Raw genomic sequence first — 22,348 nt, forward strand, 5'->3', positions numbered from 1 at the left:
TCAGCGCATCGAGGCGCCGCCGTCCACGTACAGCTGCTGCATCGTGATGTGGCGGGCCTCGTCGGAGGCGAGGAAGGCGACGGCGTCGGCGACGTCCGCCGGGTCGGCGATCCGGCCGAGCGGGACGGCGTTGCGGTAGCGGCCCGGATCGCCCTCCAGGACCCGCTGCGGGACGCTGTCGCCCTCCCACAGGGAACGCTGCATCGCGGTGTCGGTAGAGCCGGGCGCGACCACGTTGCAGCGGACGCCGCTGCGGGCGTACTCCAGGCCCAGGCACTTCGTGAACATCGTGGCGGCCGCCTTCGAGGCGGCGTACGCGGCCATGCCCACGCGCGGTACGCCCGCCGCGTCGGAGGCGACGGTGACGATGCTGCCGCGGCCCCGCCCGGCCATCGCCGGGGCGATCTCCCGGCAGGTGTGGAACACGCCGCTGGAGTTCACCGCGAACACCCGGGCCCAGGCCTCGTCGTCGACGGCGGCGGCCGGGCCGGTGTGCAGCACCCCGGCCACGTTCACCAGGACGTCCACCGGCCCGAGTTCCGCGACCGCGGCGGCGACCGCGGCGCGCACCGCGCCGGGATCGGCCACGTCCAGGGGGCGGGCCAGGAACCTGCCCGGCGGCGGGGCGGCCGCGCTCCCGGCGAGCGCGGCGGCGACGGCGGCGACCGCGGCGCCGTCGACGTCGGTGGCGACCACCGAGGCGCCCTGGGCGTACAGGGTGCGGGCGACCGCCTCCCCGATGCCCCGGCCGGCGCCGGTCACGAACGCGACCCGGCCCGCGAACCGCAGGTGCCCGGAGGCTCCGGATTCCGTCATCTCGTGCTCCCCATCGTCGTGTTCCGCGTGCGTACGGCGGCCAGGGCGCGGTCCAGCACCGGCCCGATCCGGTCCAGCGCGGCCGGGGACATCAGCTCGTCGTGGCCGAGGTCCAGTACGTGCTCCTCCAGCCGCCCGGACAGGTAGGGCGGCCACACCAGGGCCGGCGCCTCCTCCGCCGGGGTGGTCCGGGAGGCGGTGAAGAACAGCACGTCACCGCGGTAGGAGCGGGTCCGGCTGCGGGACAGCAGCCGGACGCAGTGCACGTTCACCGACACGATCGCGTCGAGCAGGTGCCCGTCGAAGCCGGCGAGCAGACCGCGGCTGTCCCGGATCGCGGCGGTGCGCTCCTCCCGGTCCGCCGCTCCGGCCGCCGCGGAGTCGGGTCCGGCCACCGCGCGCAGGAACCCGGACTCCTCCCGCTCCAGCCGTTCGCGCCAGTCGGGGGAGTCCGCGTACGACCAGTCCTCGGTCTCCGGCGGGTAGGCGTCCAGCAGGCCGAGGAAGGCCACCTCCTCGCCGCGCTCCTGGAGCAGCGCCGCCAGGGTGTGGGCCACGGTCCCGCCGAAGGAGTAGCCGAGGAAGTGGTACGGCCCCTCGGGCTGCACGGCGCGGATCCGCTCCAGGTACACCTCGGCCAGCCCGGCGACGTCCGCGACCTCGGGCGGCTCCCCGGCCAGGCCGGGCGACTGGAGGCCGTACACCGGCCGGTCCGGGTCGAGGTGGCGCAGCAGGCCCGTGTACTGCCAGGCGAACCCGGACGCCGGGTGGAAGCAGAACAGCGGCAGCGCGGTGCCCCGTTCGCGCAGCGGCATCAGCACCCGCAGCGCGTCCTCCCGGGCGTCCCCGGCGATCCGCGCGGCGATGTCGGCCACCGTCGGCGCGGACATCACCGCACCGACCTGGACGGCGACCCCCAGCGCGTCGCGGATCCTGCCGACCAGCTGCATCGCCAGCAGCGAATGCCCGCCCAGCTCGAAGAAGTTGTCCTCCACGCCGACCGACCCCAGGCCGAGCACCTCGGCGAAGATCCGGGCCAGCAGCTCCTCGCGGGCGTCCTTCGGGGGCCGGCCGCCGCCGTCGCCGAAGTCCGGGGCCGGCAGCGCGGCCCGGTCCGTCTTGCCGTTCACGGTCAGCGGCAGCGCGGCCAGTTCCACGAACGCGGCCGGCACCATGTACTCCGGCAGTACCGCCGCCAGCCGCGCGCGCAGCCCCTCCGCGCCGGCGCCGGGGTCCTGCGCCCCGGCGGCGGGCACGGTGTACGCGACGAGGCGCTCGACCCCGCCGGGACCGGTGCGCACCGCCACCGCGGCCGCGGCCACCTCGGGGAACCCGGCGAGCACCGACTCGATCTCGCCCGGCTCGATCCGGAACCCGCGGATCTTCACCTGGTCGTCGGCCCGGCCCAGGTAGTCCAGGCCGCCGTCCGCCCGCCAGCGCACCAGGTCGCCGGTCCGGTACATCCGCGTACCCGGCCCGCCGAACGGATCGGCCACGAACCGCTCCCCGGTGAGGGAGGGCCTGCCCAGGTAGCCGCGGGCGAGACCCGCGCCCGCCAGGTACAGCTCGCCGGGAACCCCCGGCGCGGCCGGGCGCAGCGCCCCGTCCAGTACATGGGCGCGGGTGTTGTGGACCGGGCGGCCCACGCACGAGTCGGGGCTGTCGGCCACGTCGGCGCCGAGCGCGTTGATGGTGTACTCGGTCGGCCCGTACAGGTTGTACGCCATCGTGCCGTCCGTCCCGGCCAGCAGCGTCCACAGCGAGTCCGGGACGGCCTCGCCGCCCAGCAGGACCAGCGCGGGCCGGTGCCGTCCGGCATCCAGCAGCCCGGCGTCCACGAGCTGCTGCCCGTACGACGGCGTCACGTTGACCACGTCGATGCCCACCCGGTCGTAGTGCGCGGTCAGCGCCGCCGGGTCCAGCCGCAGCTCCTCGCCGATGACGTGCACCTCGTGCCCGTCGAGCAGCCAGAAGAACTCCTCCCAGGACATGTCGAAGGCGAAGGACACGGTGTGGGCCACCTTCATCCGGCGGCCGCCGGCCAGCTCCACGGCCGGCGCGAAGATCCGCTCACGGTGGTTGGCCAGCATGTTCGCCAGCCCCGCGTACGGAACGACCACGCCCTTGGGGCGCCCGGTCGAGCCCGAGGTGTAGATGACGTACGCCGGGTGCCTGCCGTCCCGGTGGCCGGCCCGCTCCTCCTGCGTCCACGCCCCGCCGGACAGGGCGGCGAGCTCGGCCACGGTGTCCGGCGCGTCCAGGGCCAGCAGCGGTACCCCCGCCACCCGGGGCACCCGGCCCGCCACCGGTCCGGCCGTCACCAGGCACAGCGCACCGGCGTCCCCGACCATGGCCGCCAGCCGGTCCACCGGGTGGTCCAGGTCCAGCGGCAGATAGGCGGCGCCGGTCCTCAGCACCGCGAGCAGCGCGACCACGAAGTCCGCGGAGCGCGGCAGGCCCAGGGCCACCACCCGCTCCGGGCCGGCCCCGCGCGCCCGCAGCGCGCGGGCCAGCCGGTCGGACCGGGAGGCCAGCTCGGCGTAGCTCAGCCGCTCGTCCCCGAAGACCAGCGCGGTGGCGTCCGGCGTACGGGCGGCCTGCGCGGCAAAGAGGTCCGCCACCGACACGTCGGGGAACGGGTGCCCGCTCTCGTCGCCGAGCTCCAGCAGCGCGGCCCGCTCAGGCTCCGGCAGGGTGGGCAGCCGGCCCACCGCGACCGAGCCGTCCGCCGCGATCGAGCGCACCAGCAGGGCCACCCGGGCGGCCAGCCGCTGCGCCGTCGCCGCGTCGTACAGGTCGGGGCGGTAGGCCAGGGTCAGTTCCAGCGCCCGTCCCGGGGTGACCGCGAGGGTCAGCGGGTAGTGGGTGCCGTCGACGCTGTGGGTCCACCCGATGTGGTGCTCGGCCACCGCGTCCCGGCGGGCGGAGTCGTCCAGCGGGGTGTTGCGGAACACGTACAGGGTGTCGAAGAGCTGGCCGATGCCGGTCTCGCGCTGGATCCGGCCCAGACCCGTGTAGTGGTGCGGCAGCAGGCCGGCGTGCTCCGACTGGACCCGTACCAGCAGGTCCCGCACCGGTTCGGCCGGCCTCAGGGTCACCCGGAACGGCAGGGTGTTCATGAACATGCCGATCATGCGGTCGACGCCCGGCAGCCCCGCGGGGCGGCCCGACACCGTCGCGCCGAACACCACGTCGTCGCGGCCGGTCATCCCGGCCAGCGCCATCGCCCACGCCGTGGACAGCACCGTGTTCAGGGTGATCCCGGCGCCCCGGGCGAACTCCCGCAGGCGGTCGCTGGACTCCTCGTCCAGCGACAGGTCCACCACCTCGGCCGTGACCGGCGGCCGGGCCGGATCGGCCGCCGCGACCAGCGTGCCCTGGTCCAGCCTCGCGAGGTGGCCGCGCCAGGCGCGCACCGCCTCCCCGGTGTCCACCGCGGCCAGCCACCGCAGGTAGTCGCGGTACGGGGTGACGGGCGCCAGCACCGACTCGTCGCCGCGCGCCCCGTACAGGGCGAACAGCTCCTCGAAGAACAGCGACTCCGACCAGCCGTCGGTGAGGATGTGGTGCTGCGTCACGCACAGCACCCACCGGTCGGCGGCCATCCGCACCAGCGTCACCCGCACCAGCGGGGGAGCCCCGAGGTCGAACCGCTCGGCCGCGTCGGCCAGCGAGAACTCCCGGAGCGCGCGGTCCTGCCCGGCCCGGTCCAGGTCCGACCAGTCCAGCTCCCGCCACGGCAGGTCCCAGGCGGACGGCACCACCTGGACGGGGTGCGGAAGCCCCTCGTGCCGGAAGCCGGACCTCAGGTTCGGGTGCCGGCGCAGCAGGCCGTCGAAGGCCTCCCGCAGCGCGGCCGCGTCGACCTCGTGGAGCAGTTCGACGAAGTTCTGCATCAGGTAGACGTCCAGGGCGCGGTCGTCGTACCGGGCGTGGAAGTACAGGCCCTCCTGGAGCGGGGAGAGCGGCAGCACCTCGCCGGCCGCCGGGAAGGCGTCGTCCAGCAGCGCCCGTTCCGCCCCGGAGAGTTCCACCAGCGGACCGGTCCCGGAGAGGAACGCGGCGGTGGACCCGGCGGCGTCGCCGGAGCCCGCGGCCGCGGCCGCCTGCGCCAGCCGGGCCGGCGTACGGTGCTCGAACACGTCCCGGGGCGAGAGCAGCAGGCCCTCCTTGCGGGCCCGCGCCACCAGCCGGATGGAGACGATGCTGTCACCGCCCAGGGCGAAGAAGTCGTCCTCGGCGCCGACCCGCTCCACCCCCAGCACCTCGGCGAACACCGCGCACAGGGCCTCCTCCCGGGGCCCGCGCGGCCCCCGCGAGGAAGCCGTGCCGGACAGCACCGGGGCCGGCAGCGCCGCACGGTCCAGCTTGCCGTTCACCGTCACCGGCAGGGCCGGCAGCACCACCACCGCGGACGGCACCAGATACTCGGGCAGCTGCTCCCCGAGCTGCTTGCGCGCCTGCTCCGGGTCCGCGGTGCCGGTCACGTAGCCCACCAGCCGGCGCACGCCCGGGGTGTCCTCGCGGACCACCACGGCGGCCGAGGCCACACCGTCGAGGGCCGCCAGCGCGGCCTCCGCCTCGGCGGGCTCCACCCGGTGGCCGCGGATCTTCACCTGGTCGTCGGCCCGGCCGAGGAACTCCAGCTGCCCGTCACCGCGCAGCCGCACCAGGTCCCCCGTGCGGTACATCCGTCCGCCCGGGGTGCCGAACGGATCGGCGATGAAACGTTCCGCCGATGCGGCGGGCCGCCGCAGGTAGCCGCGGACCTCGCCCGCGCCCGCCAGGTACAGCTCGCCGGGCGTGCCCTGCGGAACCGGCCGCAGCGCACCGTCCAGCACGTACGCCGCCGTGTTGCCGATGGGCCGGCCCACCACGGGCGTCGCCGACACCGACAGGTCGGCCGCCAGCGCGTCCACCGTGTACTCGGTCGGCCCGTACAGGTTGACCGACATCACCCCCGGCGTGTCCCTGACCTGCCGCCACAGGGTGTCCGGCACGCCCTCGCCGCCGAGCAGCACCAGCCCCGGCCGGTGCACTCCCCGGTCCAGGAGCCCGCACTCCAGCAGCGCCTGCGCGTGCGTCGGCGTCACGTCCAGCGCGTCGATCCGCCGCTCGCGGACGTAGCGCACCGTGAACTCGGCGTCCCGCCGGTCCCGTTCGTCCAGCACGTGCAGCTCGTGGCCCAGCACCAGCCAGAACAGCTGCTCCCAGGAGGTGTCGAAGGAGAACGACGCGGTGTGCAGGGCGCGCAGCCGCCGCCCGCCTGCCGCCGCCACCGCGGGCCCGAAGACCGCCGCCACGTGGTTGGCGTACAGCGCCGACAGGCCGCCGTGGGTCACCACGACGCCCTTGGGCACACCCGTCGAACCCGAGGTGTGGATCACGTACGCCGGGTGCCCGGGCAGCGCCCTGCGCGGCGCGCTGAAGGAGGCCGGGGCGACGGCCAGTTCCGCCGCCGTCTCCGGGGCGTCCAGCACCACCCGCCCCGCCCCCGCGGCCTCGCCGGCCGGCAGCAGGGCGAGCGCCGCGGAGGTGGCCACCACGCACGCCGGCCGGACGTCGTCCAGCATCAGCGCCAGCCGGTCCGCCGGGTGGTCCAGGTCCAGCGGCAGGTACGCGGCACCGGTCTTCAGCACCGCGAGGACCGCCGCGACCGCGTCCGTGGACCGGGGCACGGCCAGGGCCACGACGTCCTCGGGACCCACGCCCCGGCCGGCCAGCAGCCCGGCGAGGGCGTTGGCGCGGGCGTCCAGCGCGGCGAACGTCAGCCGGCCGTCGCCCGCGACGACCGCGCACGCGTCCGGGGTGGCCGCCGCCCGCTCCGCGAACCGGTCGGCGACGGTGCCGGCGGGCACCGCGCGGGACGCGCCGCGCAGCCCCGGCCGGACGGCGCCCGGCTCGTCTGCCGCGAGCATCCGCAGCGCACCCACCGGCGTGTCCGGGTCCCCCGCCAGCTGCTCCAGCAGGCCCGCCAGCCGGGCCGCGATCCGGGCCGCGTCCCGGGCGTCGTACAGGTCCGGCCGGTACTCGACGGCGAGTTCGGCCCGCTCGTCCAGGTTCACCGCCAGCGTCAGCGGGTAGTGCGTGCCGTCGCGGGCCTCGACCCCGGCCACCCGGACGCCGTCGGACAGCGCGGGCCGGGCGGACGGGTCCACCGGATAGTTCTCCACCACCACGAGCGTGTCGAACAGCTCGCCCCCGCCCGCCTGCTTCTGGATCAGCCGCAGCCCCAGGTGGTGGTGGGCCAGCAGGGCGTTCTGCTCGTCCCGGAAGCGGCGTACGAGCCCGCCCACCGTGTCCCACGGGCGGGCCGCCAGCCGGACCGGCACGGTGGTGATGAACAGGCCCACCATCGCCTCGACACCCGGTATCTCCTCGGGCCGCCCGGAGACGGTCAGGCCGAACACCACGTCGTCCCGGCCCGTGAGCGACCCCAGCAGCAGCCCCCAGGCCGCCTGGACCAGCGTGCTCGGCGTGGTGCCCAGGCGGCGCGCCGCCCCCGTCAGCCGGGAGGTGGCCTCGGCCGTCAGCTCCAGCCGGTGCACGCCCGGCCGCACCGGCAGCCGGCCCGCGTCGGCCGCCGCCACCAGCGTCGGCCCGTCCAGCGAGGCCAGCGCCCCGCGCCACGCGGCCTCCGCGGCCGGACCGTCCTGGGCCTTCAGCCACCGCAGGTACTCCTTGTACGGGCGGACCGGGCCCGGACCGCCGGGGCCGCCGTCCGCCTCGTACAGCGCGAGCAGGTCACCCACCAGCAGCGGCATCGACCAGCCGTCCACCAGGACGTGGTGCACCGTCACCACCAGCAGGTGGTCCTCGGGACCCCGCCGGGCCAGCACCAGGCGCAGCAGCGGCGGCCGGTGCAGGGCGAACCGCTTCGCCAGCTCCGCGCGCTCCACCCGGCGCACCGCGGCCGGCGACGGGTCGTCGGAGAGGTCGACCCGGTCCAGGACGAAGGACACCTCGGCCGGCACGAACTGCACCGGCTGCGGCACCCCCTCGTGCCAGAACCCGGCCCGCAGGTTGGGGTGGCGGCGCAGCAGCGCGGCGCCCGCCCGCTCCAACCGCTCCGCGTCCACCGGTCCGGCCAGCGACACCGACACCTGCACGGTGTAGACGTCGGGGGCGGCGCCGTCGTACAGCGAGTGGAACAGCATGCCCTGCTGCAAGGGGGACAGCGGGAGCATGTCCTCGATCTTGGCCTGGGTCACTGCTGTGCCCTCCACATGTCTTCGAGCATCGTGATCTGGTCCTGGTCGAGGTCGACCAGGTCGAGGTCCGAGGGGGTGTACCCCCCGGTGGTGCCGTCGGCCGCCCAGGCGGCCAGGGCGTCGACGGCGGCCAGGAAGCCGTCCGCGAGCTCCCCGACGGTGTTCTGCGGGACCGCCCCGCCGGCCCAGGTGAACGTCGCGGTCAGTGCGGGCCCGTCCGGGCCGTCACCGATCTCGGTGGTGATCTCCAGGGGATGGGACAGCGGCAGCAGCGGGTCGGGCCGGGCGGCGAGGGCGTCGGCCTCCGCGGCGGGCCCCCAGTCGGGGTCCGCCGCGCCGGTCTGCCGGCCCAGGTAGTTCCAGAGCACCTCGGGCCGCGCGGAGCCGTCGAAGAGCCGTGCGGCGGCCGGGTTGGCGTACCGCAGCAGGCCCGCGCCGAGCCCGCCGTCCGGGACCTGCCGCAGCAGCTCCTTGACCTCCTTCAGGGCGGCACCGGCGTCGTCCCGGCCCGCCAGCACACCGGCCGGGTCGTAGGACCGGGCCGTCATCCGCAGCGGGTGGATGGACGTGAACCAGCCCACCGTCCGGGTCAGGTCCGCACCCGGAAGCAGCTCCTGCTCGCGGCCGTGCCCCTCCAGGTCCACCGTGAACCCGTCGCCGGACGGCAGCCCGTGACGGGCCGCGAGGTCCCCGGCGGCCAGCGCGAACGCGGTCAGCAGGGTGTCGCCGACGGTGCCGTGGAAGGCCGCCGGCACCTCCCGCAGCAGCGGCGCCGTACGCTCCGCGGAGGCCCGCACGGTCAGCTTCCGGGCCGTCGCCGCGGTGTCGGTGCGCGGGTCCAGCGGGCGGTCCGCCAGCAGCGGAGCCGTTGCCGCGGAGGCCGCGAGCCAGTGGTCCAGTTCGGCCGTCCGCCGCGGCGCCTGGGCCTCGGCCAGCAGATGGGACGTCCAGGTCCGCAGCGAGGTCGGCACCGGTTCCAGGACGGCAGGCCGGCCGGCGGCCACCGCCTCGTACGCCGCCCGCAGGTCGGGCAGCAGGATCTGCCAGGACACCTCGTCCACCGCCAGGTGGTGGGCCGCCAGCAGCAGGCGCCCGGAGGCATCGGGACCGCGGTCGAAGTGGACCGCCCGCAGCATCACGCCGGACTCCGGGTCCAGCAGCCGCGAGACCCGCCCCGACTCCCGGGCCAGCAGCTCCCGCAGCTCGGCGTCACCGGCCCCCACCGCGTCCACCGGGTCGAGGACCGACGCGGCCGGCACCGCTCCCACGGGCCGCACCTCGGCGCTCCACACCCCGGGCCGGGCCACCGTCAGCGTCTGCCGCAGAGCGTCGTGGTGGTCCAGTACGGCCTGCAGCGCGGCCACCAGGGCCGCCCGGTCGGTGCCGGCCGGCAGCCGCACCAGCCGGGCCTGCGCGAACGAGGCGAAGGGGCCGCCGCGTTCGGCGAGCCACTGCGCCACCGGCGGCAGCGGCAGCGGGCCCGGCCCGCCGTCCGCCGGCCGTACGGGCGCCGCCGCGGCGTCCGCGCGCCGGGTGGCGACGGACGCCAGGGCGGCCGGCGTCGGGTGCTGGAAGACCTGGCGCGCCGAGATGGTCAGCCCCGCCTTCCGCGCCAGGCCCACCAGCCGGATGGAGACGATGCTGTCGCCGCCCAGCTCGAAGTAGTTGTCGTCCGGCCCGACCGCCGCCAGGCCCAGCACCTCGGCGACCAGGGCCCGCAGGACGTCCACCGGCTCCCCGGCGGGGACGGCGGCGGGGACGCCCGCCGCGGCGGCCGTAGCGGCCGCCGGGAGCGCCGGCGCGGGCAGCGCCCCGCGGTCCAGCTTGCCGTTGGCCGACAGCGGCAGCCGCTCCAGCGTCACGAACGCCGACGGGACCATGTACTCCGGCAGCCGGGCGGCGGCCAGGGCCCGCAGCTCCGCCGCGTCGACCGTGCGGCCCTCGGCCGGCACCACGTAGGCGACCAGCCGTCGTACCCCCGGGGTGTCTTCGCGGAGTTGGACGGTGGTGTGGGTGAGGTGGGGGTGGGTGGTGAGGGTGGTTTCGATTTCGGCGGGTTCGATGCGCAGGCCGCGGAGTTTGATCTGGTGGTCGGTGCGGCCGAGGTAGTGGAGGGTGCCGTCGGGGGTTTGGCGTACGAGGTCTCCGGTGCGGTACATGCGTGCGCCAGGAGTTCCGTGGGGGTTGGCGGTGAAGCGTTCGGCGGTGAGGTGGGGTCGGTGGAGGTATCCGCGGGCGAGTTGGGTTCCGGCGAGGTAGAGCTCGCCGGGGGTGCCGGGGGGTACGGGGTTGAGGTGGTGGTCGAGGACGTAGGTCTGGGTGTTCCAGACGGGGGTGCCGATGGGTGCGGTGGGGTGTGGGTGGTCGGGGGTGGTGGTGTGGGCGGTGACATCGACGGCGGCCTCGGTGGGTCCGTACAGGTTCGCGAGCTCCGCGCGGTGGGTGTTGTGGGCGTGGAACCGCCGGGTGTGGTCGGCGGTCAGGGCCTCACCGCTGCACACCACGAGCCGCAGCGACGGCGTGGCGTCGATCGTGTGCTCGGCCAGGTAGGCGCCGAGCATCGAGGGCACGAAGTGGCAGACCGTGACCTGCTGTTCCGTGATGAGGCCGTTGAGGTAGTCGGGTTCCTTGTGGCCGTCGGGGCGGGCGATGACCAGGGGGACGCCCTGGGCGAGCGGCCAGAACAGCTCCCACACGGAGACGTCGAAGCCGGTGGGGGTCTTGTGCAGCACCCGGTCGGCCGGGGTGAGTGCGTAGGCGTGCTGCATCCACTCCAGGCGGTTGACGATGGCCTCGTGCTCGATCAGCACGCCCTTCGGCCGTCCCGTCGAACCACTGGTGAAGATGACGTAGGCGGGGTGGCGGGGCAGCAGTGGTGCGACCCGTTCCGCGTCCGCCACCGGCCCCTCGGCCTGATGGGCGAGCTCCGCCTCCACCGCCGGTGAACCCAGCACGACCAGCGGGACGTCCGGACCGGGCGGCAGTAGCGCCGCCGAGGCGGCGTCCGCCAGCGCGAGCACCGGGCCGCCGCTGTCCAGCAGGTACGCGAGCCGGTCGGCGGGAAGGGACGGGTCGAGGGGGAGGTAGGCGCCGCCGGCCCGGATGACGGCGTGGAGGGCGATGAGGAGTCCGGCGGAGCGGGGCAGGGCGACGGCGACGACGGACTCGGGTCCGACGCCGCGGCCGATGAGCAGCCGGGCGAGCCGGTTGACGGCGGCCTCGAAGGCGGGGCGGGAGGTTTCCGTGCCCTCGGAGACCAGGGCCGGGCCCTGGGCGCCGTCCGCCCCCGCGGCGACCAGGCCGGCGAGGGTGGCCGGTCCGTCCAGCGCCACGGCCGTGTCGTTGAACCCGGACAGCACCTGCTCCCGCTCGGCCCCGTCCAGCAGCGCGATCCGCGACAGCGGCACCGACGGATCGCCCGCCACCGCCTCCAGCAGCCGCACCAGCCGCCCGGCGAGCGCCTCGACCGTCGGCTCGTCGAACAGGTCCGCGGCGTACCGGATCCCGCCCTCGAAGCCGCTGCCCGGCAGCAGGGTGCCGAAGGCGAGCTCCAGGTCCACCTTCGCCCCGCCGGTCTCCACCCGGAACTCCTCGGCGGGAGCCCCGAACAGCTCCCGCGCGGACTCCGCCACCGAGTGGTACGTCACCATCGTCTGGAACAGCGGATTGCGGGCGCGGGACCGCTCCGGCCCCACCGCCTCGACGACCGCCTCCAACGGCAGGTCCGCATGGGCGAAGGCGGCCAGCGCCGTGTCCCGCACCCGGGCCACCAGCTCGCTGAACCCCGGGTCGCCGGACACGTCGGTGCGCAGCACCAGGGTGTTCAGGAAGAACCCGACCAGCCCGTCGAGCTCCGCCCCGCCGCGCCCCGACACCGGGCTGCCGAGCGGGATGTCCTCGCCCGCGCCCAGCCGGTGCAGCAGGGCCGCGACCGCCGCGTGCACCACCATGAACGGGGTCGCCGCGGCCGTCCGGGCGAGCCGCAGCAGCCCGTCCGCCGTCGCCGCGGACACGGAGAACGGCACCACCCCGCCCCGGAACGTCGGTTCCGCCGGCCGGCCGCGGTCGGCCGGCAGCACCAGCTCGGCCGGGATCCCGGCCAGCGCCCCGCGCCAGTACGCGGCCTGGGCGGCGGCCGGCGACCCGGGGTCGGAGGCCTCGCCCAGCAGCTCCCGCTGCCACAGCGCGTAGTCGGCGTACTGGACGGGCAGCGGGGCGAACTCCGGTGCCCGGCCCGCGTCGCAGCGCGCCGCGTACGCCGCCGACAGGTCCGCCAGCAGCGGGCCGGCCGAGGCCTCGTCGGTGGCGATGTGGTGCAGCAGCACCAGCAGCACGGCGTCATCGGGCGCGGCCCGCAGCAGCGTCACCCGCAGCGGCAGGTCCCGCTCCAGGTCGAAGGCGTACGACCCCGCGGCCTCCGCCTCGGCCCGCAGCCGGTCGGCGGACACCTCCCGGACCTCCACCGGCACCACGGCCCGCTCCGCGGGCAGCACCCGCTGGTACGGGCGGCCGTCCTCCTCCGCGATCACCGTCCGCAGCACCTCGTGCCGGGCCGCCAGGTCCTGCACGGCGGCGCGCAGCGCCTCCGCGTCCACCGGGCCGCGCAGCCGGACCGCGACCGGCACGTTGTAGACCGTGCCGGTGCCGCGCAGCGCGTCCAGCAGCCACAGCCGGTGCTGTGCGTAGGACAGTTCGGGGCGGTTGGCGCGCCGCGCGGCCGCCTCGGCCAGTACGGGCAGCCGACGGCCGTCACCGGACCCGGCGCCCCGCCCTGCGAGGCGCGCGGCCAGCCGGGCCGCGGTCCGCAGCTCGAACACGTCGCGCACGGCGCACTCCCCGCCCAGGGCCTCCCGCAGCCGGGCGGCCGCCCGGGCCGCCAGCAGGGAGTGCCCGCCGAGCGCGAAGAAGTCGTCGTCCGCGCCGACCGACGGCAGCCCCAGGACGTCCGCCAGCACACCCGCGGCGATCTCCTCCCGAGCGTCGCGCGGGGCCCGGGAGCCACTGGCCCCGTGCAGCTCCGGGGCCGGCAGGGCCTTGCGGTCGAGCTTGCCGTTCGGCGACAGCGGCAGCTCGGCCAGCGTCACGAAGAAGCTCGGCACCATGTACTCGGGCAGCCGGTCGCCCGCCCACGCCCGCAGCTCCGCCTCGTCCGGCTCGTCCGTCCCGGCCGCCGGGACCACGTAGGCCACCAGGTGCTGGACTCCCGGGGTGTCTTCGCGGAGTTGGACGGTGGTGTGGGTGAGGTGGGGGTGGGTGGTGAGGGTGGTTTCGATTTCGGCGGGTTCGATGCGCAGGCCGCGGAGTTTGATTTGGTGGTCGGTGCGGCCGAGGTAGTGGAGGGTGCCGTCGGGGGTTTGGCGTACGAGGTCTCCGGTGCGGTACATGCGTGTGCCGGGGGTTCCGTGGGGGTTGGCGGTGAAGCGTTCGGCGGTGAGGTGGGGTCGGTGGAGGTATCCGCGGGCGAGTTGGGTGCCGGCGAGGTAGAGCTCGCCGGGGGTGCCGGGGGGTACGGGGTTGAGGTGGTGGTCGAGGACGTAGGTCTGGGTGTTCCAGACGGGGGTGCCGATGGGTGCGGTGGGGTGTGGGTGGTCGGGGGTGGTGGTGTGGGCGGTGACGTCGACGGCGGCCTCGGTCGGGCCGTAGAGGTTCGCGAGCTCGGCGTCGTGCGCGTTGTGGGCGTGGAAGCGGTCCGTCAGATCGGTCGTCAGGGCCTCACCGCTGCACACGACCAGCCGCAGCGACGGCGTTGCCTCGATCGTGTGCTCGGCCAGGTAGGCGCCGAGCATCGAGGGCACGAAGTGGCAGACCGTCACCCGCTGTTCGCCGATCAGATCCGCCAGGTACGCCGGCTCCTTGTGGCCGTCGGGGCGGGCGATGACCAGGGGGACGCCCTGGGCGAGCGGCCAGAACAGCTCCCACACCGAGACGTCGAAGCCCGTCGGCGTCTTGTGCAGCACCCGGTCCCGCGCCGTCAGCGCGTAGGCGTGCTGCATCCACTCCAGGCGGTTCACGATGGCCTCGTGCTCGACGAGCACCCCCTTCGGCCGTCCCGTCGAACCACTGGTGAAGATCAGGTACGCGGGGTGGTGGGGCCGCAGCGGAGCCGTACGCTCCGCGTCCTCGACCGGACCGGCCGGCAGCCCGGCCAGCTCCGCGCCCGTTCCCGGCGCGTCCAGCAGCACCACACCCGTCCCGTCGGACGCCGGAACGGCGGCCGCTGACACCGCGTCGGTCAGCAGGCACACCGGACGCGCCGTCGCCGTCATGTACGCGAGCCGGTCGGCGGGAAGGGACGGGTCGAGGGGGAGGTAGGCGCCGCCGGCCCGGATGACCGCGTGGAGGGCGATGAGGAGTTCGGCGGAGCGGGGGAGGGCGACGGCGACGACGGACTCGGGTCCGACGCCGCGGCCGATGAGCAGCCGGGCGAGCCGGTTGACGGCGGCTTCGAAGTCGGGGCGGGAGGTTTCCGTGTCCTCGTAGACCAGGGCCGGGCCCTGGGCGCGGTTCGCGCCCGCGGCGACCAGGCCGGCGAGGGTGGCCGGTCCGTCCAGTGCCACGGCCGTGTCGTTGAACCCGGAGAGGACCTGCTCCCGCTCGGCCCCGTCCAGCAGCGCGATCTGCGACAGCCGTACGGACGGATCCGCGGTCACGGAGTCCAGCAGCCGCACCAGCCGCCCCGCCAGCACCATCACCGTCGGCTCGTCGAACAGGTCGACCGCGTAACGGATCCCGCACGTCATCCCGGACGGCGTCCGCCGGAACAGCACCTCCAGGTCGAACTTGGCGGCGCCCGCGCCGACGGTCCGCTCCCGCGCCGTCACCGCCCCGCCGAACAGGCCGGCCGGCACGGCCGCCCCGCCCTCGTACGCCACCATCGTCTGGAACAGGGGGTGCCGCGACAGCGAGCGCTCCGGGGCCACCGCCTCGACCACCGCGTCGAACGGCAGGTCGGCGTGGTCCAGGGCCCCGGTCGCCGCCCGCGCCGTACGCGCCAGCAGCTCCCCGAACTCCGGGTCCCCGGACGCGTCGGCCCGCAGCACCAGGGTGTTCACGAAGAACCCCACCAGCGGGTCCAGGGACTCCGCCGAACGCCCCGACGCGGGGAAGCCCAGCGGGAGGTCGTCGCCCGCGCCGAGCCGGTGCAGCAGCGCGGCCACCGCGGACGACACCACCGCGAACACCGTGGTCCCCGAGGAGGAGGCCAGCGCCTCCAGCCCGGCGACCAGGTGCTCCGGCAGGCCCACCGACACCGTCCGGCCCCCGTACGAGGGCACCGCCGGGCGGCCGCGGTCCGCGGGCAGCGTGAGCTCGGCCGGGATCCCGGCCAGCGCCCCCCGCCAGTACGCGGACTGCTCGGCGGCGACCGAGCCGGGCTGCGCGGCCTCGCCCAGCAGCTCCCGCTGCCACAGCGCGTAGTCGGCGTACTGGACGGGCAGCGGGGCGAACTCCGGCGCCCGGCCCGCGTCGCAGCGCGCCGCGTAGGCGTGCGCCAGATCGGCCAGGAACGGCCCCGTCGACCACTCGTCGGAGGCGATGTGGTGGAAGAGGACCAGCAGCGTGTGCGCCTCGGGCCCCTCCTCCAGCAGGGTCACCCGGACCGGGAGCTCCCGCTCCAGGTCGAAGGCGTACCCGGCGGCCTCGTCCAGCGCCGCGTCGGCCCCGCCGGCCGGCACGGCCGTCACCGCGAACGGCACCTCCGTCCCGCCCGGCGCCAGCACCCGCTGGTACGGGCCCGCCGCGTCCTCGCCGTACACCGTGCGCAGCGCCTCGTGGCGGATCACCACGTCGCCGACCGCCGACCGCAGCGCGGCCGCGTCCAGCGGCCCGGTCAGCCGCAGCGCCAGCGGCACGTTGTACGTGGCCGACGCGCCGTCGAGGCGGTCCAGGAACCACAGCCGCGCCTGGGCGAAGGCCATCGGCAGCCGCTCCGGCCGCGCCGCCGCCACGGGTTCGGGGCGGCCCGCGCCACCCCGGCCCGCGAGCCGCTGCGCGAGCCCGGCCACCGTGCGCGCCTCGAACACGTCCCGTACCGAGCACGCCGTACCGGCGGCACGGATCCGGGCCACCAGGCGCGTCGCGAGCAGAGAATGCCCGCCCAGCCGGAAGAAGTCGTCCTCCGCGCCGACCGACGCCAGCCCCAGCACCTCGGCGAACACCGCCGCGATCCGCTCCTCGGCCGCCCCGCGCGGCGCCCGGGACTCACCCGCTGCGCGCGGGCCCGGCACCGGCAGCGCCGCCCGGTCCAGCTTGCCGTTCACGTTCACGGGCAGTACCGGAAGCACCACCACCGCGGCCGGCACCAGGTGCTCCGGAAGGGCCGCCGCCAACTGCCGCCGCAGTTCCTCCGGTTCGGCCCGGTCCGCCACGGCGTACCCGACCAGTTCCGGCGCTCCGGCGGCGCCGGGCAGGTCCTCGCGCACCACCACCGCGGCCGCCGACACGCCCTCCAGCGCGGCCAGCGCCGCCTCCACCTCCCCCGGCTCCACGCGGAAGCCGCGGATCTTCACCTGGTCGTCGGCCCGGCCCAGGAACTCCAGCAGCCCGTCCGCCCGCCACCGCGCCAGGTCGCCCGTGCGGTACATGCGGGTACCGGGCGCCCCCGCCGGGTCGGCGACGAACCGCTCCGCGGTCAGCGCGGGCCTGCCCAGGTAGCCCCGCGCGCTCTGCTCACCGGCCAGGTACAGCTCGCCGGGCACGCCCGGCGGCACCGGACGCAGCCGCGCGTCCAGCACGTACGCCCGGGTGTTGTCCAGCGGCCTGCCCACCACCGGGGACGGGCCGTCGGCCACCCGCGCCACCAGCGCGTCGACCGTGAACTCGGTCGGTCCGTAGTAGTTGACGGTCTCGACGTCCGGGAACTCGCGCAGCTCCGCCCACATGCCGGGCGGCACGGCCTCGCCGCCGAGCAGGAACAGCGGCGGCCGCCACGAGCCCGCCAGCAGTCCGGCGTCGAGCAGCCGGCGCCCGTACGACGGCGTCACGTCCAGGGCGTCGATCCGGTGCTCGCGCACGTACGCGACGACGGCCTCCGCGTCGCGCCGCCCGAACTCGTCGAGGACGTGCAGCTCGTGCCCGGCGACCAGCCACAGCAGCTGCTCCCAGGAGGAGTCGAAGGAGAACGACGCCGTGTGCAGGGCCCGCACCCGGCGGCCCAGCCGGTCCGCGACCGGCCCGTACAGGTCGCGCTCGTGGTCGCGGAAGAGCCGGGTCAGGCCCGCGTGCCGCAGCACCACGCCCTTCGGCACGCCCGTGGACCCCGAGGTGTAGATGACGTACGCGGCGTGCTCCGGATGCACCGGCACCTGCGGCAGCGGCGCCGCCGAGGTGAGCCGGGCCGCGGTCTCCGGGTCGTCGAGCACCAGGGCCGGTACGCCCGGCACGCGCCCGGCGGCCGCCCGCGTGGTCACCACGCACACCGGCGCGGCGTCGCCGAGCATGAAGGCGAGCCGGTCGGCCGGGTGGTCCAGGTCCAGCGGCAGGTACGCCGCACCCGCCTTCAGAGCCGCCAGCAGAGCAACCACGGTGTCCGCGGACCGGGGGACGGCGAGGGCCACGACCGTGTCCGGGCCCGCACCGGCGGCCGCGAGCAGGGCCGCCAGCCGGCCCGCCCGCTCGTCCAGCTCGGCGAAGGACAGCCGCTCCGCGCCCGCCACCACGGCGGTGGCGTCCGGTGAGGCGGCCGCCCGCGCGGCGAACACGGCCGTCACCGGCTCGGGGGCGACCGGCCTGCCGGTGGCGTTCCACCGCTCCAGGGCGGCCCGCTCGGGCCGGTCGAGCAGCTCCCAGCCGGAGACGGGGCGCGAGGGCTCCGAGACCGCTTCGGCCAGGACCCGCAGCAGCCGCTCGGTGAAGGCGGTGGCGGTGGCCGCGTCGAAGCGGGCGGTCGCGTAGAACACCTCCAGTTCCAGACCGGTGCCGTGCGCGGAGTCGGAGAAGGTGACGTCCAGGTCGAACTTGGCGGCACCCGGGTCGATCCGGTCCACCCGCGCGTCCAGCCCGAACAGCGAGCCGAGGTCCTGGCTGACCGTGCTGTGCGAGACCATCGTCTGGAACAGGGGGTGCCGTACCGGGGACCGCTCCGGCGCCACGGCCTCCACCACGGCGTCGAACGGCAGGTCGGCGTGGTCCAGGGCCGCCAGATCGGCGGTCCGCACCCGGTCCAGCAGCTCCGCGAACGTCGGATCGCCGCTCAGGTCGGTACGCAGCACCAGGGTGTTGACGAAGAACCCGACCAGGCCGTCGAGGACGCTGTCGGAGCGTCCCGCGACGGGCGAGCCGAGGACCACGTCCTCACCCGCGCCGAGCCGGTGCAGCAGACCGGCGAGCGCCGCGTGGACCACCATGAAGACGCTGGTGCCGGTCTCCCGCGCCAGCCGCCGGATCCCGTCGGCGACCCCGTCCGGGACCGGCCGGTGCACCAGGGCCCCGGCCGTCGCCTCGGCCGCGGTGGCCGGGCGGGGCCGGTCCGCGGGGAGCGCGAGCTCCGGGGGCGCCCCGGCCAGCGTCCGGTGCCAGTACGCGGCCTGCGCGCCGGCCGTCGAATCCGGGTCGGCGGGGTCGCCGAGCAGCTCGCGCTGCCACAGCGCGTAGTCGGCGTACTGCACGGGCAGCGGGGCGGACTCCGGGGCCCGGCCCGCCCGGCGGGCGGCGTAGGCCTGCGTCAGATCGGCCAGGAAGGGGCCCATCGACCACTCGTCGGAGGCGATGTGGTGCAGTAGCACCACCAGCACGTCACCGGCACCGGACCGGGGGCGGACCAGCGTCACCCGGACCGGGGCGCCCGCCGCCAGGTCGAAGCGGTGGCCGAGCGCCCCGGCCATCGCCGCCTCGACGGCATCGGCGCCGTCTGCCTCCACCAGGCGCAGCCGCACACCGGCACCGTCCACGGGCAGCACCCGCTGCGCGGGAACGCCGTCGTGCTCCTCGAACACGGTGCGCAGGGCCTCGTGCCGGGCCACGGTGTCGGCGAGCGCCGCGTCCAGGGCCGGGGCGTCGAGGCGCTCGTCGAACCGTACGGAGAACGGGATGTTGTAGGTGGTCGAGGGGCCTTCCAGCTGGTGGAGGAACCACAGCCGCTGCTGTGCGTACGACAGCGGCAGTACGGCCGGCCGGGCGGCCGGGGCGGGGGCCGGGCGGTCCGCGGAGGTCCGGCCGTCCAGCCGGGCGGCGAGCGCCCGGGCGGTCCGCGACTCGAACACGTCGCGGATCGTGCAGTCGGCGCCCAGCGCGGACCGCAGCCGGGCCGCCGCGCGGGAGGCCGGCAGCGAGTGGCCGCCGTGGGCGAAGAAGTCGTCGTCCGGGCCGAGTGCGGGGACGCCCAGGACATGGGCGAGGACACCGGTGACGATCTCCTCGCGGGCCCCGCCCGAGGGGCGTCCGCCCGCACCGGCCGGGTCCGCCGCCGGAGCGGGCAGCGCCTTGCGGTCCACCTTGCCGTTGGCGGTCAGCGGGAATGCGTCCAGCACGAGGACCGCGGCCGGCACCATGTAGCCGGGCAGCACGTCGGCGACGGCGCCCCGCACCGCGGCCGGGTCGGGGCCGGAGCCGTCGGCCGCACCGGTGACGTAGCCGACCAGCATTTGACGGCCCGGCTCGTCCTCCCGCACCAGGGCGACGGCCCGGCCCGTGCCGGCGGCCGCGGCGAGCGCCGCCTCGACCTCGCCCGGCTCGATCCGGTGGCCGCGCAGCTTCACCTGGTCGTCGGCCCGGCCGAGGAACTCCAGCCCGCCGTCCCGGTCCCGGCGGACGAGGTCGCCGGTGCGGTACATGCGCGAGCCCGCCGGGCCGAACGGGTCGGCGGTGAACCGCTCCGCGGTGAGGGCCGGACGGCCCAGGTAGCCCCGGGCCAGCTGGGCGCCGGCCAGGTACAGTTCGCCGGCCCGGCCGGCCGGGACCGGGCGCAGCGCCGAGTCCAGCACGTGCGCACGGGTGTTGCGGAACGGCAGGCCGATGCCGGGCACGCCGGTGTGGTCCGCCGCGAGGTCGGCGGAGGTGGCCCACACGGTGGCCTCGGTGGGCCCGTACACGTTGGTGACCGACCGCGCCGTGCGGGCGAGGCGTTCGGCGAGCGCGGCGGGCAGGGCCTCGCCGCCGACGAGCACGCGGGTCCCGGACAGCGCGGCGGGCCGGCCGTCCTCCAGCAGGGCGTGCCACAGCGAGGGGGTCGCCTGCATCACGGCGGGCCGGTGGGCGTCCACGAGGGCGGCCAGCGCGGAGGGTTCGCGGACCGTGTCGCGGTCGGCGAGGACGATCGTCGCCCCGCACAGCAGCGGGGTGTGCAGCTCCAGGACGTGGATGTCGAAGGAGACGGTCGTGACCGCGACGAGACGGTCCCCGGGGGCGAGGGCGAGCGCCTCGGCCTGCACGTGCAGGAAGGTGGCGAGCGCCGCGTGCGGGACGACCACGCCCTTGGGGCGGCCGGTGGAACCGGAGGTGTGGATCACGTACGCGGGGTGGCCGCCGGTCAGCGGAGCCGTCCGTTCGGCGTCGCCGACCGGGCCGGAGGGGAGCGCGGCCAGCGCGGCGAGGGTGTCGGGGGCGTCCAGCACGATGCGCTCGGTGCCGGGGGCGTCCGGGGCGAGGGCGGCGCTGTCCAGGGTGGTGAGCACGCACACCGGGCGGGCGTCGTCCACCATGAAGCGGAGCCGGTCCGCCGGGTACGCGAGGTCCAGCGGGAGGTAGGCGCCGCCCGCCTTGAGGACCGCGAGGAGCGCCACCACCAGGTCGGCGGTGCGGGGCAGGGCCAGGCCCACGAACGACTCGGGGCCGACGCCCCGCGCGATCAGCAGACGGGCCAGCCGCCCGGCCCGCGCGTGCAGCTCCGCGTGGTCGAGGACGGTGTCCCCGGCGATCACGGCGGGCACGTCGGCGTGGCGGCGCGCGGCCTCCTCGAAGGAGGCCACGACCGGGCCGGCCGGCAGGGGGCGGGCGGTGTCGCCGGCGGCGGCGACGGCCGCCGCCAGGGCGGCGGGGGCGAGCAGGTCGGGGCGGCCCACCGGGGACCCGGCACCGGCCTCGGCGCAGGCCTGGAGGAAGTGGGCGAACTCGGCGAGGAGCGCGGTCACCGTCTCCTGGTCGTAGGCGTCGGGGTTGGCGTCCAGCTCCAGCCGGATCCGGCCCTCGGCCTCGTCGTGGTGGACGCCGAGGGTCAGGTCGTCCACGGGGCCGGCGGCGACGTTGTGCACGGTGGCGGGCGCCCCGGCGAAGTCCAGGCCGTAGTCGAAGGCCTTGACGTTGAGCATCGGGCCGAAGGCGCCCGCGCCCTCCGGGCGGCCGGGACCGAGCTCGCGGCGGATGTCCTCGGCGCGGTGGCGCTGGTGGCGGCGCAGTCCGCGCACCCCGGCGGCCACGTCGGCGACCAGTTCGCCGAACGGGGTCCCCGGCCGGACGGTGACCCGCAGCGGCAGCACGTTGACCACCATCGCCGGTACGCGCAGCGCCGCCGAGCCGAGCCGGGCCATGGCGGGCAGGGAGAGGACCATGTCCTCGGCCCCGCCGGCCCGGTGCAGCCAGGCGGCGAACGCGGCGGTCACCGCATCGGACCAGCCGGCCCGCACGGACCGGGCGGCGGCCAGCAGCAGGCCGGTCGGCCCGGGGCCGAGCTCGGCGTGCGCGCGCAGGAACGAGTGCGCCGCGGGGTGTGCGGCGCCGCTCAGCGGGGCCGGCCCGGGCAGCTCCGCGAGGCGCTCCCGCCAGTACGCCCGGTCCGCCGCGTGGCGTTCGGAGCCGAGGTAGGCGGCCTCCTCGTCGAGGATCGCCGTCAGGCCGGGGAAGGGGGCGGGGCCGGGCTCGCGGCCCTCGGCGAGGGCCGTGTAGACCTCGGCGGCGCGCCGGGAGACGAGGGAGAACCCGTAGGCGTCGAGGGCGATGTGGTGGACCCGCTGGTACCAGAGGGTCCGGTCCGGGGCGACCCGGTGCAGGCCGAAGCGGTAGAGGGGGTCCTCGGCCGGGTCCGCGGGGGTGGCCATGTCACGGCGCATCAGGGACAGCGCGGTGCCGTACGGGTCGTCCTGGCCGGTGTGGTCGAGGACCTGGACGACCGCCGGCCCGGGGTCCGTGCCGGGCCGCGCCAGCTGGTACGGCTCCCCGTCGGCGTCCTCGCCGAAGGTGACGGTGAGCGCCTCGCACTCGGCGACCGTGCGGCGCAGCGCGGCGGTGAACAGGCCGGCGTCCAGGGGGCCCTGGACCTCGATGTACTGGCCGACGTTGAAGACCGGGGATCGCGGGTCGAGCCGCTGGCCGTACCAGACGCCGGTCTGGGCCCCGGTGAGGGGGAGACGCTGGGGGGTGCGGTCGCTCATGGGTGGTGCTCCAGAGGTCGT

Annotated in this window: 3 protein-coding genes; all 3 read right to left on the minus strand. The window is 76.3% G+C overall.

The genetic code is table 11. From position 1 onward, the window contains the following. The 3 genes from ACIPW5_RS05940 to ACIPW5_RS05950 are packed head-to-tail and all read right to left on the minus strand — an operon-like array spanning position 1 to position 22,327. The gene (locus ACIPW5_RS05940; RefSeq protein ID WP_401240909.1) at positions 1 to 816 is read right to left on the minus strand and encodes a 2,3-dihydro-2,3-dihydroxybenzoate dehydrogenase; all 816 of its coding nucleotides are present in this window, start codon (positions 814 to 816) and stop codon (positions 1 to 3) included. Further along, a complete protein-coding gene (locus ACIPW5_RS05945) occupies positions 813 to 8,027 on the minus strand; it encodes an amino acid adenylation domain-containing protein (protein WP_401240912.1) in 7,215 nt (2,404 codons plus the stop codon). Before ACIPW5_RS05945 ends, ACIPW5_RS05940 begins: the two co-directional genes overlap by 4 nt. After that, a complete protein-coding gene (locus tag ACIPW5_RS05950; RefSeq protein WP_401240915.1) occupies positions 8,024 to 22,327 on the minus strand; it encodes an amino acid adenylation domain-containing protein in 14,304 nt (4,767 codons plus the stop codon). Before ACIPW5_RS05950 ends, ACIPW5_RS05945 begins: the two co-directional genes overlap by 4 nt. Positions 22,328 to 22,348: the final 21 nt, after the last annotated feature.

The sequence above is a fragment of the Streptomyces sp. NPDC090077 genome (assembly GCF_044747545.1).
In the GTDB taxonomy this organism is placed as follows: Bacteria; Actinomycetota; Actinomycetes; order Streptomycetales; family Streptomycetaceae; genus Streptomyces.

What these genes read in the sequence shown, in the direction of transcription:
- ACIPW5_RS05940 (WP_401240909.1), bottom strand. Translation starts at nt 816, where the DNA reads ATGACGGAATCCGGAGCCTCCGGGCACCTGCGGTTCGCGGGCCGGGTC.
- ACIPW5_RS05950 (WP_401240915.1), bottom strand. Translation starts at nt 22,327, where the DNA reads ATGAGCGACCGCACCCCCCAGCGTCTCCCCCTCACCGGGGCCCAGACC.